Raw genomic sequence first — 16163 nt, 5'->3', positions numbered from 1 at the left:
CGCGGACGGGATGTCCCGGATGTCGAGACCGGGCAGCTCCGGCCTAGCTCTCCGCCGGCCGTTCCAGGTCCCGCTGGACCCGGTTCATCGCGTGCAGCCAGCGGTCCGGGTCGCCGGCCCGCCGGGTGTAGTAAGTTGCCACCTCCGGGTGCGGCAGCACCAGGAACCGGTCGTCGGCCAGTGCCGCCACCACCTGGTCGGCGACCTGCTCGGGGCTGACCGCCCCCTCGGCGAGCAGGGCCGCGCCGGGTCCCTCGCCCCGGGCCAGCATGTCGGTCCGGACGCCCTGCGGGCACAGCGCCTGCACGACGATGCCCCGGTGGGCGTAGCTGGCCCGCAGCCATTCGGCGAACGCCAGCGCCGCATGCTTGGAGACCGAGTACGGTGCGTCGCCGAGCAGGGTGAGTAGGCCCGCCGCAGAGGCGGTGATCAGCAGCCGGCCCCGACCGGCGGCGAGCCAGTCGGGCAGCAGTTCCCGTGCCGAGTACACATGGGACATCACGTTCACCCGCCAGGTCCGCTCCCAGGTCTCGTCGGACGCCTCGGCTCCGCCGCCGCCGATCACCCCGGCGTTGCCGCAGAACAGGTCGATCCGGCCGAACCGGTCCCGGGCGAAGCGGACCAGCTCGGCCACTCCGGCCGGGTCGGCGACGTCGGCCGGAAAGGGAACCCCGTCGACCTGGGTCGCCACCCGCTGGGCCGCGTCGGCGTCGAGGTCGTTCACGACCACCCGGGCGCCGTCGGCGGCGAATCTGGTGGCCAACGCCGCCCCGATGCCGGATCCAGCGCCGGTGACCACCACCGCCGCACCGGACAGGGTAAAGCGGGTACTATTTGCATCCACAATGCACGTAGTATCCCAGGCCGGCACCAGCAGGTCAACGAACCGTCCGGCCGACCCGGCGTCGGGCGGCCGCCGGTCAGCTCGCCGTCGGGATGCCGTTCGCCGGTGGTGGCACCGGAGCGGCGCTGTACTCCCGTACCGGCCCCTCCTCCTCGTCCGTCTCGTACGTCGGGCCGAAGTACTGCTGCACGCCCCCGCTCACCCGGGTCAGCCGCTCGCCGCCGTACCCGGAATGGTCGGTCGCGGAGAACCGCAGCGGCGCCAGGCCCGGCCCCTGGTACCCGCCCTTCTCCACGGCCGCGGTCACCGACTCCCGGGTGAGGTCCCGGCCGGCGGCGAGCAGCACCTGCACGAAGAGATAGCCGACCGACATGCCGTAGACGGTGTTCCCGTCGAACGGCGCGGCGCCGTTGTGCTCCTGGTTGATCCTGGTGAAGAGCTGGATCCACGGGTTGGCGGTGTCGTTGTTCATCGGCAGGTAGTTGACCCCGATCACCCCTTCGAGCAGCGGCGCGGCGGCACCGAGTTGCTTGGCCAGGGTCGGATGGTCGGCGCCGACGTTCGACACCAGCCACTGCGGCCTGAAGCCGAGCCTGGCTCCGGTGCCGATCGACAGGGCGGTGAACCCGGGGACGGTGGCCAGGATGACGACCTCGCAACCGGCCGCCTTGAACGCGCCGATCTGCGGGGCGACGTTGGTGTTGCTGGTGACGTACGTCTGCTTGGCCCCGATCGCGGCGGCCCCGAGGATCCGCTCCACCCCGGCCAGGCTGTCCCGGCCGAAGTCGTCGTCCTGACCGAGGTGGCAGACCTTCCGGCCGGCCAGGTTGTCGCGTACGTAACTGGCCAGGATCTTGCCCTCCACCGTGTAGTCGACGTTGAAGCCGAACGTGCCGGGATACCTGTCGGGCTGGTCCCAGCTCCGGCTGCCCGAGGCGACGAAGAGGTCCGGAACCCGGTTGCTCTTCAGGAAGTCGAGCACGCCGGTGTGGGTCGGGGTGCCGAGGCCGTTGAGGATGGCGAAGACCCGGTCCTGGAGCACCAGTTGCCGGACCACCTGCTGGGTGTTGGCCGGGTTGTAGCCGTCGTCCATGATCTTGTACGTGATCTTCCGGCCGTGTACGCCGCCGTTCGCGTTGACGTAGTCGAAGTACGCCCTGGTGGCCGGCGCGATCGTCGAGTAGCCGGCCGAGGCCGGTCCGGTGAGTGGCATGTGCGTACCGACCACGATCTCGGTGTCGGTGACCCCGGGCACGGCGTCCCCGGACCCGGAGCCCGAGCCGCCGCCCTCGCATCCGGCGGCGGCGAGCAGGGCCAACGAGGTGGCGATCGCGAGACCGCCTCTGATCGAGCGTCGCATGAGCGGTACCGACCTTTCTCAGTACGGAACGGTGCGGGTATGGAACTGGTGCCGGGGTGGAACTGGTGCGGATCCGCGTCAGGAGCGCCAGGTCAGCCGCTGGAGCGAGCGGAGCCCGGCGTGGACGGGCCGGGCTCGGGCGAGCCGGGACAGCAGCCCCTGCACGCCCCCCGGCGCCGCGATCATGACGACGATCAGGGTGATCCCGAAGATCGCCAGCGGAAGGTTGCCGGCCAACCGCTGCGCCGCGGCCGGCGACAGCGACAGCTGCTCGGTCAGGTGGTGACTCAACTCGGGCAGGATCACCAGGACGGCGGCGCCCCAGACCGCACCGGCGAGGCTGCCGAGGCCGCCCAGCACGACCGCCATCAGCAGGAACAGCGAGAGGGTCAGCGAGAACGCCCCCGGCGACACGCTCTGGGCGAGCACGGCGAGCAGACCGCCACCGAGTCCGGCGGTGGCGGCGCTCAGCACGAAGGCGATCACCTGGGTACGGGCGACGTGGATCCCGGCGAGCCGGGCGGCGATCTCGTCGTCGCGTACCGCCCGGAAGTCCCGGCCGTACCGGCTGCGTACCAGGTTCGCCACCAGCAGCAGGGCGAGCAGGGTGGCCGCACCGGCGACCCAGAGCTGCCACCGTTCGTAGGGGAAGTACGGGCCGAGCGCCGCCGGTGGTGGCGCGAGGTGGACGGAGAGGCCCTGCTCGCCGTTGAAGACCCCGTCGAAGGTGACCGTCAGGGCCGGTACGACGACCGCGACCGCGAGGGTGACCCCGGCGAGATAGGGCCCGCGCAGCCGGGCCGCCGCCACCCCGATCACGGCGCCGACGGCGACGGTGGTCAGCACCGCCGCCAGCAGGGAGATCGGCAGCAGCCAGCCTCCGGTCGCGCCCCGCTCGGCGAGCGCGTTCTGGCTGAGTGCCACCGTGTAGGCGCCGGTCGCCATCAGCGCGCCGTGCCCGAGGGACAACTGCCCGTTGAGTCCGATCAGGACGGTGAGCCCCGCCGTCGCGCAGAGGTAGGCCGCGACGGTGGCGAGCTGGAAGTTGCGGAAGGGATCCAGCAGGTAGCTCGCCGCCAGCAGCGCCGCCGCCGCGCCCAGCACGACGACGAGGTGGCGCAGCAGCGTCGAGCCGCGCGGCCCGGTCGGCCCGCCGGCGCCGCCCCGCTCCCGGGTCCGCGCCGGCCCGGCGCCCGACTCCGGCGGCGCGGCCGGCACCGCCCCGGCCCTCATGCCCGCCTCGCGGCAGCCGGCGCGAACAGGCCACCGGGCCGGACGAGCAGCACGGCGAGCAGCAGCACGAGTACGGCAAGCGGGGTGGTGTCGCTGCCGAGGTATCCGCCGACGTACGACAGGATCAGCCCGACCGCCAACCCACCGACCACCGCCCCGGGTGGACTGTCCAGCCCACCGACGACGGCAGCGGTGAACGCCGAGACGAAGACCAGGTCCATCGCGTTGGGGTGCAGGCCGAGCCCGGTCGGAATGACCAGCATGCCGGCGAGCGCGCCGACTCCGGCCGCCAGGGCCCAGCCGAGGGTGAGCATGCCGCCGACGTTGACCCCGAGCAGCCGGGACACCTCGGGCGCGAACGCGGCGGCCCGCATCCGCAGCCCCACGGCGGTACGGGTGAAGATCCAGGCCAGCCCGACCACCACCACCGCGACGGCGGCGAAGACGAACAGGTCGTACGGTGAGAGCACCGCCAACCCGCCGACCTCGTACCCGGTCCGGCTGAACGCGGTGGCGGCGGGCAGGAACTCGTTCCCGTACGCCATCCCGAGCACCGCCTGGATCAGCAGCACCAGCCCGAGCGCGACGATCACCGCGTTGAGCGGGGAGTCGGGTCCGACGAACCGGATCACGGCGACCTCGACCAGTGCGCCGAGGAGCAGCCCGGCGACCAGCGCGGCGAGGAAGCCGAGCCAGTACGACCCGGTCCAGGCCGAGACGCTGTAGGCGACGTACGTGGTCGCCACCGCCATCGCCCCCTGGGCGAAGTTGACGACTCGGGCGGCCCGCCAGATGAGCACCAGGGCCAACGCGAACGCCGCGTAGACGGCTCCCCTCGACAGCCCGTCGAGGGTGAGGAAGACGAAGCGGTCCACGAGTCCTCCTCCGAGGTGGACGGACGGTCAGAAGCCGAGGTAGGCGTGCCGGAGCTGGTCGTCGTCGCGCAGTTCGGCGGCGGCGGTGTCGATCACGACGCGGCCGAGCGACATCACGACGCCCTGGTCGGCGACGGAGAGTGCACTCCGGACGTTCTGCTCGACGAGCAGCACGGTCAGGCCGGTGCCGTTCCGCAGTTGCCGCAGCAGGGCCATGATCTGGGCGGTCACCCGGGGCGCCAGCCCGAGCGAGGGCTCGTCGAGCAGGAGCAGCCGTGGCCGGGCGACCAGGGCGCGGCCGAGGGCGAGCATCTGGCGCTCGCCGCCGGAGAGCTGGTGACCGGCGTGCCGCCGTCGCCGCGCCAACGGCTCGAACAACTGGTAGACCTCGTCGAGGGCCCGGCGTACGTCGGCCCGGTCCCGCCGCCACAGGCCGCCGAGGCGGAGGTTCTCCTCGACGGTGAGTTCCGCGATCACGCCCCGGCCCTCCGGCACGTGCGCCATTCCGCGCCGCACCCGGTGCTCGACGGGCAGCCGCCCGAGTTCCTCGCCGTCGAGGCGGATCTGCCCCGCGCTGGGCCGGACCAGCCCGGAGAGGGTACGCAGCAGCGTGGTCTTGCCGGCGCCGTTCGCCCCGACGACCGCGGTGATGGTGCCGACCGGGATCGAGAGGTCCACGGTCCGCAGCACCGGCGCCGCGCCGTAACCGGCCACCAGCCCGCGTACGCTCAGCAGTTCGGTGCCGGTCACGGAGCCATCCCGTCCACCGTTGCCCCGGCGTCGGCGGCGCCGAGATAGGCGTCGGCGACCGCGGGATCGTCCCGGACCTCGGCCGGGTCACCCGTGGCGATGACCCGGCCGAAGTCGAGTACCACGATCTCGTCGCAGACCGACATCACCAGGTCCATGTGGTGCTCGACCAGCAGTACCGCGCACGGGTCGGTGGCGTGGCGGGGCAGCCGCCGGATCAGCGCGGCCAACTCGTCGACGTCGTCGGCGGCCAGCCCACCGGCGGGCTCGTCGAGCAGCAGCAGGCGGGGCCGGGCGGCGAGCGCCCGGGCCAGACCCACCCGCTTCTGTACGGCGAACGGCAGCGTTCCCGGCACCGCCCCGGCATGACCTGCGATGCCGAGACCGTCGAGGACCTCGTACGCCCAGTTCCGCAACTGCCGCTCGTCGCGGTCGCTGCCGGGCAGGCCGAACAGCGCGGAGGCGAATCCGGACCGGGCCAGTCGCCCCGCCCCGGCCATCACGTTCTCCAGCACGGTGAGCCCGGCGAAGAGCCCGATCCCCTGTAGGGTCCGGGCGATGCCGAGCCCGGCGAGCCGGTGCGGTCGCGGCCGCAGGGCCCGGCCGTCGAGGGTCAGCGACCCCGACACCGGCGCCACGATTCCGCAGACCACGTTGAACAGCGTGGTCTTGCCGGCCCCGTTCGGACCGATCACGCCGACGACCCGGCCGGCGGGCACCCGGAGCGAGACGTCGTCGAGCGCGGTCAGGCCGCCGAACCGCACTCCGATGTGGTGCAGCGCCAGCCCTTCTTCCGGCATGACACACCCTTCGGCTCGCGACCGTTATTTACACGGTCAGTGTAGATTCTGATTGCGGGTCGTCAATACCACGGTGGTGCTCCACGGGATGTTGCTGCGGTGGGCACCGCCGCCGGTGCCCCGGCTGCGCCGCGCGCCTCAGCGCCCCCGGCGAGCCCTCGACAGTCCGCCGAACGAAGAGCACAATGCACAATCAGTGCAAGTCCAGGCTCTCCGCTGCTTCCGGAGGATCCGCGCATGACTCGCCGAACCGCCGCGCTCGGGCTCGCCGCCGCCCTTGTCCTGACGCTTGACCCCGGCACGGCGCGGGCCGAGGGCACACCCCGTCCGGTGATCTTCGTCCACGGCTCCGCCGGCTCGGCCCAGCAGTTCCAGACCCAGGCCAAACGGTTTGCCAGCAACGGCTACCCGGCTGCCCTGGTCGAGGCCCACGAGTACGACTCGACGTTCACCCTCAACACGATGGAGCAGGTGTGGGCCGGACTCGACGCCCGGATCGCGCGACTGTCGCGGGAGTCCGGTACGCGGCGGGTCGACCTGGTCGCACACTCGCTCGGCACGTTCGTGGTGCAGGGCTACCTGACCAGTTCACCGGACCGCGCCACCCGGGTCGCGCACTACGTCAACCTCGACGGCCGTACCGCCGCCGCTCCGCCGGGTGGGGTGCCGACGCTGGCGATCTGGGGTGAGGGCGATCCGACCCGGACCGTCACCGGGGCGACCAACGTCTCGCTGTCCGACCAGTCGCACACCCAGAGCGTCACCTCGGCGGAGAGCTTCGTCCACGTCTACCGGTTCCTCACCGGCCGGCCGCCGCGGACGACCAGGATCCGCGCCGAACATCGGGTCAGCCTGTCCGGCCGGGCGGTTCTCTTTCCGGTCAACGCCGGGGTTCCGGACGGCTCACTGGAGGTGTACGAGCTGAACCTGCTCGGCCTGCGCCAGCGACACGTGGCGACGGTGCCGCTGTCCGGCGACGGATCCTGGGGTCCACTGCGCGCACACGGCGAGCGCCGGTACGAGTTCGCCGTGGTCCGCGACGGCGCGCCCACGCACCACTTCTACTTCCAGCCGTTCCACCGCAGCGACCGGCTGGTCCGGCTGCTCACCAGCGCACCCGGCCAGGGGTTGGGTGCCCTGGTCGAGGCGGGCGACCGGCACGCGGCCATCGTGGTCAACCGGAACAAGGAGTGGTGGGCCGGCGCCGACCGGCTCTGGGTCAACGGCCGGGACATCCTCAACCCCGCGAACAGTCCCCGGGTCAAGCGGGTGATCGGGATCTTCGCGTTCGACCGGGGCAGCGACCGGACCACCGACCTGACCGCACCGATCCCGGCCTTCTACGCGCAGACCTTCATCACCGGCATGGACGTGTTCATCCCGGCCCGGGGCCTCACCATGGTCGGCGCACGGCAACGCGGCACCGATCGGGTGGACGTACTGACGATTCCCGCCTGGCCGTCCAGTGGGCACCGCAGCACGCTGAACTTCGACGACTCCGACTGAGCGTGCCGTACTCCCGCCCGATCAGAGCCGGAGCTGGGTGGCCCGGGTCAGGGTCGAGTCCCGATCGTCGTCGCCGCCGGTCAGGTCGAGGTCCTCGGCGATCCGACCGTCCCGGAGTCGGATGAGCCGGTCGCACCGGGCGGCGATGTGCTGCTCGTGGGTGGCCAGCAGGACGGTCATGCCGCGCTCCGCCCGCAGTCGCAGCAACAGGTCGAGGATCTCGGCGCCGGTGCCGGAGTCCAGGTTGCCGGTCGGCTCGTCGGCCAGCAGCAGTGCCGGCTCGCCGATGAGGGCCCGGGCGACCGCCACCCGTTGCTGCTGGCCGCCGGAGAGTTGCGCCGGCAGGGCCCGCTCCCTGCCCGCGAGTCCGACGGCGGTCAGCAGTTCCCGGGCCCGGGCCGCGCGGTCGAAGTCGACCCGGTACGGCAGGACCGGCGCTATCACGTTGTCCAGGGCGCTGAGCGCGGGCAGCAGGTGGTACCGCTGGAACACGAATCCGATCGTGCGGCGGTACGCGGCGAGCGCGGCGCGGCGGAGCTTCGTGATGTCCCGGTCGCCGACGACGATCGTGCCGGTGTCGGCGGACTCGATCGCCCCGACCAGGTGCAGCAGGGTGGACTTGCCGGAGCCGCTCGGGCCGGTCAACGCGACCATCGAGCCCGCGGCGATCTCGAGCGACAGCTCGTCGACGGCGGTCAGCGGCTCCCCGCCGGTCCGGAACTGTTTGGTCAGTCCGTCCACGGTGACCGCGACCGAAGTGTTCGGCATCGGCTACTCCTCGGCTAGCAGGCGTGCGGTGGGCAGGCGGCGGAGCAGTACCGCCGGAACGAGCGCGGCCAGGCCGGCGAGCAGCGTCCCGGCGACGGCGGTGACCACGGCGGTGACCAGCAGGCCGGTGCCGAGCCCGCCGACCAGCGCGGCGGTGCCGGCCAGCCCGAGGGCAGCCCCGGTGGTCGCGCCGAGGAGTCCGATGCCAACGCCCTCGTACGCGGCCAGCCGGGCGAGGGCGGGTTCGGTCCAGCCGGTGGCACGCAGCGTCGCCAGTTCGGCGGCCCGGTCGCGGATGTTCAGGTAGAGCACGTCGGCGACCGCCACCGCTCCGAGCAGGGTGGTGGCGAGCGCGGCCGTGGTGTCGGCGGTCCGGACGGTGAGCGAGACCGTGTCGCCGAGCAGGCTGCCGACCACCGTTCCCTGGAAGGCGTGGTTGATCCCGGCCAGCATGGTGAGGGCGGCGACGCCGATGCCCAGGGCGACGGCACCGAGGGCGGTCCGTCCGGGTACCCGGACGAGGTTGGCCAGGGCGAGGCCGAGAACTCCGCGCGGCCGGTGGGCCCGCCGGGCCGGGGCGCTGGCGGGCCGTAACGCGGCGGCCGGATGGGCCCGGCTGGCCCGCAACGCCGGCACCGCGCCGGCGGCCAGGGCCAGCCCCAGGGCCACCGGTACGGCGAGCGCGGCGTGCCGCCAGCCGACGTCGAGGTCGAGCAGTGCGGCGAGCGGCGTACTCAGCGCCAGTCCGAGCAGCCCGGCGGCGAGGCCGAGTGCGGCGACCTCGCCGACGATGGCGGCCCCGATGCGTCGTGCGGGCCAGCCGAGGCAGGCGAGCACGGCCAGTTCCGATCTTCGGTCCCGGACGGCGGCCGAGACGGCGTTGGCCAGGAACAGCGCGCAGACGACGAGGACGAGGAGGAACAGCCCGATGCTCTTGCGATCCACCGCGCGGACGATGACCGACGCCACCCCGAGCGCCGACCAGTCCTCGGTGAGGCGCAGGTCGGGTCGGCCGTACGTGCCGGCGGGCAGGGTGACGGTCTGCGGGGCGGGAGACGATCCGAAGGTCACGTCGACGTCGAGTCCGGTGCGCAGGGCGATCTGTTCGGCGGTGAGCCGGACCCGCTCGGCGGACTGCTCGGTGTAGCCGCCGATCCCGGCGACCCGGATCCGGATCGCGCTGATCGGGGCGGCGGCCTGCTCCCGGCCGCCCTGTCCGGCGAGGAGTTTCGGCAGCGCCGCGAGGCTGGTCAGCAGCAGGGGTGGGCTGGACAGGTATCCGCCGGGGTTGCCGCTGGGCAACAGTGGCCGGTCGCCGAGCGCGGCTCGGCTGGCCTCGTCGGCGCCGGTCGCCACCGGCGGCTGGTACGTCTCCAGGGGCACCTCGGAGAGTCCGCCGAACGCGGCCAGCCGTTCGGGGTCGAACATCCCCACTGGACGCCAGCCCCGGCTCGGCCGCTCGTTGATGGTCTGCACCACCAGCCGCCGCAGTGGACGGAACGAGGTGTCGCCGGCCAGCCAGGGCGCGGGCCAGTCCGCCATCCCGGCGATGCCGTAGACCTCCGGATCTCCGGGTACGGTCCGGGGCCGCAGGGTGCCGTCGGGAAGGATGTCGTACTCCGGCGGGCCCGCCTGGATCATGGTGAGCAGCGTGTCCGGGCGGTGCTCGGCGCCGATGGCGGACCTGATCCGCGCCTGGTAGGTGTCGGCGAGGTCCGCGCTGCCGGTGCCGACCGGCTCCCCCGCCGTGGCCGGCAACGTCCTGGCCAGCACGTCGGGTCCGACCCCGGCGACCCGGTCCGGACGCAGCCGGGTGTAGCTGGCACCGACCGTGCCGTCCACGTACGGGCGGCTGGTGGCCAGCACCGGAACGTCCAGGCCGGGGAACCCGCCCAGGTCGAAGTCGATCGCCTGCTCGTCGGCGCGCAGTGGGCGGCCCTCGACGACCGCGTCGGTCAGACCGAGCAACCGGTCCTCGGCGGCCGGGTCGACGGCGGCGAGCAGGAAGGGGACGTGCCAGCGGACCGGCAGCACGAGCCGGTCGGTCACGTTCGCCGGGCTCTCCGATCCCACCGCCGGACTGTGCGGCGAGTTCTCGAACCGGCCGTCGGGGAGCAGCCGGGCCACGAGGACCTCGGTGTGCTCGACGTTCGTCACGGTCGAGCCCGATACGATCGGGCGCGAGGCCAGGTTGCACACCGGCTCGGTGTGCCCGTCCGGAAAGATCTCTCGGGGGACCCACCAGCCGTTGCCGCACGAGTCGGAGGAGTATCGATTGCCGTCGGTGTAGGGCCTCGGATCGGGCACGTTCCCGTCCTCGATGGCCACCGGGTAGGTCAGCGGGTTCCTGGTCAGGTAGACGTAACGGGGCCTGGCCACCGCACGGGACAGCCCACGCTCGGCCAGGAACGTCGGATCGACCCGGATCACCTGGTGGTCGACGGACCGGTCCACCGTCGCGGTGAGGTCGAACTCGGCCTCCATTGCGAAGATGGAGTAGCCGACCATCGCCACCGGCGCGGCGATGTCCACCCCGGGGACCGCCCTGACCTGCTCGTACTGCGCCTGCGTGATGCCGCCGAACAGGCCGGAGAGATAGTTCGGCCGGACGACCCCACGGTCGGCCTCCTGTGGGGTGCGGCTGCCCTTGGGACGGACCAGAATGTCGTACGCGGCCCGGGTTTCGCGTTCCACCCGCTCACCAAGCTGCAACCGGGAGGTGGTGGTGGCGCCGGTCAACACCACGAAGCCGGTAGTCGCCACCAACACCCCGACCAGCAGAGCCACGGAACGAGCGCCCCGGCCCCGAAGCTGCCGCCAGATGAACCGGAACAACCGTGCCCTCCCCCCCGCTGGTTAAAGGACACTCTCCGCCATACATTGTGACAATGCAAGGCACCGACAACGCAAAGATGGAGGGGGCGTGGCGATCCAGCACGCGGTCCTGGCACTGCTCGCCGACCGGCCCAGCTACGGCTACGAGCTGAAGGGCGCGTTCGAGACCGCCGTCGGTCCACAGTGGGGGCAACTCAACATCGGCCACCTCTACCAGATCCTCGACCGACTCGGCCGGGACGGTCTCGTCGTCACCGAGCGACACCCCCAGCCGGTGAAGCCCGACCGCAGGATGCACGCCATCACCCCCGCCGGCCAGGCCGAACTGGCCCGGTGGCTGGCCGAACCGAGCCCGCGCAGCGGAGGATTCCGGGACGACTTCTTCCTGAAGATCACCGCCGCCGCCCGGTCCGGCTCGGCGCAGGTGCTCCGGACCGTCCTCGCCAACCAACGTGGCTACCTGCTACGCGAGCTACGCAACCTCGGAACGCTGCGGCGCGACGCGGACGATCCCGTTGTCGGCCTGCTGCTCTCCGCCGCGGGCCGGCATGTCGAGGCCGACCTCGCCTTCCTCGAGGACGCCGAGGCCGCACTGCTCGACGGCGACCGGGTACGCCTGCCGGCCCGACGAGCCGCCCCGGCCGACCCAGCGGGCGGCACGCTGGCCGACCCGATCGGGAACAGCCCGGATCCGAGCCTCGCGCAGGGCGCCTGAGAGGGCCGGATCGGGTCGAACGCCGTCGTATCCGCCATCGGCGAGAGTGCGGCGGGAACGGCCACACTGCCCGTCCGGTGGCCGCACCGGCTCGGCGTTTCGGCGTCCCGCGGCGGTCGGTGGTTGACTGGTGGGATGGGAGAGATCGTCCTCGTTCGCCACGGCGAGACCAACTGGAGCGTCAGCCACCGGCACACCTCGTACACGGATCTGGAGTTGACGCCGGACGGCGAGCGGCAGGCCCGTGAGATCGCCGGTGAGCTGCGGGGACGGCGCTTCAGCGCGGTGCTCTCCAGTCCCCGCAAACGCGCGCTGTACACCGCGGAACTGGCCGGGCTGACCGTGACGGAGATCGAGGAGGACCTCGCGGAGTGGAACTACGGCGCGTACGAGGGACTTACCTCCGACGAGATCCACCGGGAGCGGCCCGACTGGGTGCTGTGGACCGACGGCTGCCCCGGCGGTGAGTCACCGGAACAGGTCGGTGCCCGGCTGGACCGGGTGCTGGACCGGGCGACCGCACTGCTCGACGGTGGGGACGTCGCCCTGGTCGCGCACGGGCACAGCCTGCGGGTGGCCGGCGCCCGGTGGATCGGGCTGCCGCCGAGCGGCGGTGGACGGCTACGGCTGGACACCGCCACCGTCTCGACGCTCGGCTACGAGCACGGGCGGCCGGTCATCCTGCGCTGGAACTCGCCGGGTCCGGTGGGAGGGCGCGCAGCCGGGGCGCCGCCGGATCCGAACTGATCTTCGGCGGGCGACTCTCGTACGGGGTGGAGAGCACCACGGTGGTCCGGGTGGTGACGTTCGCGGCGGTACGGATCTCCTGTAGCACCCGTTCCAGGTCCACCGGGCTGGCGACCCGGACCAGCAGCAGGTAGAAGTCCTCCCCCGCCACCGAGTAGCACGAGTCGATCTCCGGCAGATGGGCCAGCCGGTCCGGCGCGTCGTCCGGCTGCGAGGGATCCAACGGACGGATCGCCACGAAGGCGCTCAACGGCAGGTCGAGCGCCTCGAAGGAGACCCGCGCCGCGTACCCCTTGATCACGCCGCGCTGCTCCAGCCGGCGGACCCGCTGGTGCACGGCGGACACCGACAGCCCGACCCGTTCCGCCAGGTCGGTGTACGACAGCCGGCCGTCCGCGGCCAACGCCGCGATGATTGCCCGATCGGTCTCCTCCACGGCGTGAAACCTACCGTCAGGAAGCCCGTGCGGCGACGTCAGACCGGTCGAGTCGGCAGACGTTACCAAGTTGCGTGCCGGTTCGGGACCGACCCGACCGGCCCCGAACACCCGATACTGCCCCGCCGCCGGGTCCCGGCGGCGTCGAACGGATGCCGAGCGGGACGGTCAGCGGGCGAACGAGCGGGCGATGACCACCCGCTGGATCTGGTTGGTGCCCTCGACGATCTGCAGCACCTTCGCCTCCCGCATGTACCGCTCCACAGGATGGTCGCAGACGTAGCCGGCGCCGCCGAGCACCTGCACCGCGTCGGTGGTGACCCGCATCGCGGTGTCGGTGGCGAACAGCTTCGCCTTGGCCGCCTCGGTCGAGTACGGCCTGCCGGCGTCGCGCAGCCGGGCCGCCGCCAGGGTCAACGCCCGGGCCGCGGAGACCTGGGTGGCCAGGTCGGCGAGGAGGAAGCCCAGGCCCTGGAACTCGATCAGCGGCTGGCCGAACTGCTCCCGTTGCCGGGCGTACTCCACCGCGTAGTCCAGGGCGGCCTGGGCCAGTCCGACGGCGCAGGCGGCGATGCCGAGCCGACCACTGTCCAACGCGGACAGCGCGATCCTGAACCCCTCACCCTCCGCGCCGATCAGCCGGTTGGCCGGCACCCGGGCGTCGTCGAAGGCGATCTGCGCGATCGGTGACGAACGCAGGCCCATGGTCCGCTCCGGGGTCTGCGGCACGATCCCGGCGGTGTTGGCGTCGGCGAGCAGGCAGGATATCCCTCGGCCACCGGGGCCGCCGGTCCGGCAGAAGATGTTGTAGAAGTCGGCGATGCCGGCGTGGGTGATCCAGGCCTTGGTGCCGGAGACGACGTAGTCGTCGCCGTCCCGCCTCGCCCGGGTGGTCAGCGCCGCCGCGTCCGAGCCACCCTGCGGCTCCGACAGGCAGTACGCCCCGAGCAGGTCGCCGCCGATCATATCGGGGAGCAACTTGCGTGCCTGTTCGCCGCCGAACGTGGCCACCGGGTAGCAGGACAGGGTGTGCACGCTGACCGCCTCGGCGACGGCCAACCAGCGGCCGGCAAGGATCTCCAGTACCTGGAGGTAGACCTCGTACGGCTGGGCCGCGCCGCCGTGCTCCTCCGGGTACGGCAGCCCGAGCAGCCCGGCCCGGCCGAGCGTACGCAGCAGCTCCCGGGGGAACACGCCCCGGTTCTCGAAGTCGGCCACCTTCGGCGCGAGTTCGCGGTCGGCCAGTTCGGTGACGAGGTCGAGGAGTTCGTACGCCTCGTCGCTGGGCAGGATCCGGTCGACGGTCATGACCGCTCCCCCCTCGCCACGATCACCCGGCACCCGTACCGCCGGGTCACAGCGCGACCAGTTCCGTGCCGATGGTGTTGAGCCGCTCGACTCCGTCCGGGGTGCAGACCACGATGTCCTCGATCCGAGCGCCGTGCCGCCCGGCCAGGTAGATCCCCGGCTCGATGGAGAACGCCATGCCCGGTTCGAGCGGCAGTTCGTTGCCGGCGACCAGGTACGGGTCCTCGTGTCCGTCCAGCCCGATGCCGTGTCCGGTCCGGTGCAGGAAGGCGGCGCCGTATCCGGCATCGGCGATGATCTCGCGGGCGACCGAGTCCACCGCTTCCGCGCTGACCCCCGGCCGTACCGCCCCGACCGCGGCCCGCTGCGCCTCGTGCAGCACCTGGTAGTAGTCGACGAAGTCCGGTGGCGGCGTGCCGACCACGTAGCACCGGGTGGAGTCCGAGCAGTAGCCGGACGGCATCGTGCCGCCGATGTCGACGACGACCGGCTCGCCGACCCCGATCACCCGGTCCGACGTCCCGTGGTGGGGGCTGGCCGCGTTCGGCCCGCTGGCCACGATGGCGAAGTCGGCGGTGGCGTGGCCGGCCTCCCGGATCGCGGCCGAGATGTCCTCGGCGACCTGCGCCTCGGTGCGGCCGGGACGCAACCAGTCGGCCATCCGACCGTGCACCGCGTCGATCGCCGCACCGGCGGCCCGGAGCGCGGCCACCTCGGACGGCGACTTGCGCATCCGCAGCGACCTCAGTACCTCGCCGGCCAGCCGTTGGGTGGCCTGCGGCAGCACGGCGCGCAGCGCGAGCACCTGCTCGGCCCACATCCGGTCGCCCAGCCCGACCGCCCGAACAGGCCCGCCGAGCGCCTGCACCACCAGCGGGTACGGGTCGACGCCGTCCGGATGGTCGACGATCCGTACGCCGGTGCGGGGCGCTGGCGACGCCTCGGCGGCCGGTCGTTCCAGGGTCGGCACGAGGAGCGTCGGTTCGCCCTCTGCCGGCAGCACCAGGCAGGTGAGCCGTTCGAGCGCGTGGGCGTGGTACCCGGTCAGGTAGCGCAGGTCGGAACCGGGCGGGATGAGCAGGGCGTCCAGTCCGGCCTCGGCCGTGGCCCGTTGCGCGGCCTCGAGCCGCTGCGGGGGATAGAGGTTTTCGTAACCCACGTCACTAGCTTAACGGTCGTTCGGGCAAGACCGGCCGGCAGCACTCGGCGCGATCTTGGGAGCCGGCCGCACCGCCGACCCACTCCCCTGGCGTACTCCCCCGCCGCGTCCTACCGACAATCGCAAATGTCTTGACAAGAAAAGTTGTCGGTGAGAGAGTCGTTCGTATCGCCAGCGGCCACCGCTGGGAAGTTGGACCCGAACCCGCAGCGACCGAGGGAGCCCGCGATGACCGCCACCACCATCACCCAGCCGAACACCACGAGCCAGCCGAAGACCACGAGCCAGCCCGACACCGCGATCCGCCCCGAGGCCGCCACGCCGACCCGTCGGCAGGTCCGGCGGTTCCGGCTCCTCGCGGTCGGCGCGGCGGTGCTCGCGAACGCCGCGCTCTACTCGATCGCCCACGCCGCGGGCACCGACTTCGTGCTCACCGACCCGGGCAACCCGGTGCCGCACCCGCTGATCCTGGCCGAGATCGTCGTGATCACGCTGGTGTTCTCCCTGCTCGGCTGGGGCACGCTCGCCCTGCTCGAACGGTTCACCCGCCGGGCCCGGGTCATCTGGGCCACCCTCGCGACCGTGCTCCTGGTCCTCTCCTTCGTGCCGCTCGGCATCGAACTCGCCACCGTGGACACCAAGGTCATGCTGGGCCTGATGCACGTGGTCGTGGCCGCCGCGCTGTTCCCGATGCTGCGCCGGACCACCGCACGCCGCTGAACCCGCCCCGTCCGCTCCCCGACGAGCGAGGGCGCGAACCGGGGGCGGTCACCGACGGTCCCACGACCCGAGAGCGGCCCGGATCCGGCAGCTGGTACGCCAGCCGC

15 protein-coding genes are annotated in these 16163 nt (G+C 72.4%); 4 read left to right on the top strand and 11 right to left on the bottom strand.

Annotated features, from left to right (window positions below; translation table 11 throughout):
• Positions 1–43: 43 nt before the first annotated feature.
• The 6 genes from ACFP2T_RS10220 to ACFP2T_RS10195 form a co-directional block, all read right to left on the bottom strand.
• Positions 44–844 (bottom strand): SDR family NAD(P)-dependent oxidoreductase, encoded by an 801-nt coding sequence (locus tag ACFP2T_RS10220; protein WP_377420109.1) that lies wholly within the window; start codon positions 842–844, stop codon positions 44–46.
• Positions 845–920: 76 nt separating this feature from the next.
• The gene (locus ACFP2T_RS10215; RefSeq protein ID WP_377420108.1) at positions 921–2204 is read right to left on the bottom strand and encodes an ABC transporter substrate-binding protein; all 1284 of its coding nucleotides are present in this window, start codon (positions 2202–2204) and stop codon (positions 921–923) included.
• 78 nt (positions 2205–2282) lie between these two features.
• A complete protein-coding gene (locus ACFP2T_RS10210) occupies positions 2283–3437 on the bottom strand; it encodes a branched-chain amino acid ABC transporter permease (RefSeq protein WP_377420107.1) in 1155 nt (384 codons plus the stop codon).
• Complete coding sequence (locus tag ACFP2T_RS10205; protein WP_377420106.1) at positions 3434–4312, bottom strand: branched-chain amino acid ABC transporter permease; 879 nt, start codon at positions 4310–4312, stop codon at positions 3434–3436. The genes ACFP2T_RS10210 and ACFP2T_RS10205 overlap by 4 nt, the downstream gene beginning before the upstream one ends.
• A 27-nt stretch (positions 4313–4339) precedes the next feature.
• Positions 4340–5062 (bottom strand): ABC transporter ATP-binding protein, encoded by a 723-nt coding sequence (locus ACFP2T_RS10200; RefSeq protein ID WP_377420104.1) that lies wholly within the window; start codon positions 5060–5062, stop codon positions 4340–4342.
• Entirely contained in the window at positions 5059–5862 is an 804-nt protein-coding gene (locus ACFP2T_RS10195) for an ABC transporter ATP-binding protein (protein ID WP_377420102.1), read from the bottom strand. The genes ACFP2T_RS10200 and ACFP2T_RS10195 overlap by 4 nt, the downstream gene beginning before the upstream one ends.
• 237 nt (positions 5863–6099) lie before the next feature.
• Here ACFP2T_RS10195 and ACFP2T_RS10190 point away from each other — a divergent pair, with 237 nt between their 5' ends.
• Positions 6100–7368: an alpha/beta hydrolase gene (locus ACFP2T_RS10190; protein WP_377420100.1), complete on the top strand. Its 1269-nt coding sequence runs from the start codon at positions 6100–6102 to the stop codon at positions 7366–7368.
• Between the two features lie 21 nt (positions 7369–7389).
• On the opposite strand, the gene ACFP2T_RS10185 is transcribed toward ACFP2T_RS10190, so the two are convergent.
• Positions 7390–8136 (bottom strand): ABC transporter ATP-binding protein, encoded by a 747-nt coding sequence (locus ACFP2T_RS10185; RefSeq protein ID WP_377420098.1) that lies wholly within the window; start codon positions 8134–8136, stop codon positions 7390–7392.
• 3 nt (positions 8137–8139) lie between these two features.
• Positions 8140–10971 (bottom strand): FtsX-like permease family protein, encoded by a 2832-nt coding sequence (locus tag ACFP2T_RS10180; protein WP_377420096.1) that lies wholly within the window; start codon positions 10969–10971, stop codon positions 8140–8142.
• Between the two features lie 88 nt (positions 10972–11059).
• Here ACFP2T_RS10180 and ACFP2T_RS10175 point away from each other — a divergent pair, with 88 nt between their 5' ends.
• Positions 11060–11686: a PadR family transcriptional regulator gene (locus tag ACFP2T_RS10175; protein ID WP_377420094.1), complete on the top strand. Its 627-nt coding sequence runs from the start codon at positions 11060–11062 to the stop codon at positions 11684–11686.
• A 135-nt stretch (positions 11687–11821) separates the two neighbouring features.
• On the top strand, positions 11822–12433 hold the full coding sequence (locus ACFP2T_RS10170) for a histidine phosphatase family protein (RefSeq protein ID WP_377420092.1): 612 nt from the start codon (positions 11822–11824) through the stop codon (positions 12431–12433).
• Here ACFP2T_RS10170 and ACFP2T_RS10165 read toward each other — a convergent pair.
• The 3 genes from ACFP2T_RS10165 to ACFP2T_RS10155 all read right to left on the bottom strand — a co-directional run bounded on the left by ACFP2T_RS10165 (position 12363) and on the right by ACFP2T_RS10155 (position 15336).
• Positions 12363–12869 (bottom strand): Lrp/AsnC family transcriptional regulator, encoded by a 507-nt coding sequence (locus ACFP2T_RS10165; RefSeq protein WP_377420091.1) that lies wholly within the window; start codon positions 12867–12869, stop codon positions 12363–12365. The two genes, ACFP2T_RS10170 and ACFP2T_RS10165, sit on opposite strands and share 71 nt — an antisense overlap.
• 168 nt (positions 12870–13037) lie before the next feature.
• The gene (locus ACFP2T_RS10160) at positions 13038–14177 is read right to left on the bottom strand and encodes an acyl-CoA dehydrogenase family protein (RefSeq protein WP_377420089.1); all 1140 of its coding nucleotides are present in this window, start codon (positions 14175–14177) and stop codon (positions 13038–13040) included.
• A gap of 46 nt (positions 14178–14223) precedes the next feature.
• Entirely contained in the window at positions 14224–15336 is a 1113-nt protein-coding gene (locus ACFP2T_RS10155; protein WP_377420087.1) for a M24 family metallopeptidase, read from the bottom strand.
• Between the two features lie 228 nt (positions 15337–15564).
• On the opposite strand from ACFP2T_RS10155, the gene ACFP2T_RS10150 reads away from it, so the two are divergent.
• Complete coding sequence (locus ACFP2T_RS10150; protein ID WP_377420086.1) at positions 15565–16056, top strand: DUF6069 family protein; 492 nt, start codon at positions 15565–15567, stop codon at positions 16054–16056.
• Positions 16057–16163 lie beyond the last annotated feature (107 nt).

Source organism: Plantactinospora solaniradicis (assembly GCF_042658085.1).
Lineage (GTDB): Bacteria > Actinomycetota > Actinomycetes > Mycobacteriales > Micromonosporaceae > Plantactinospora > Plantactinospora solaniradicis.
This window is presented reverse-complemented; position numbering and strand designations above follow the sequence as displayed.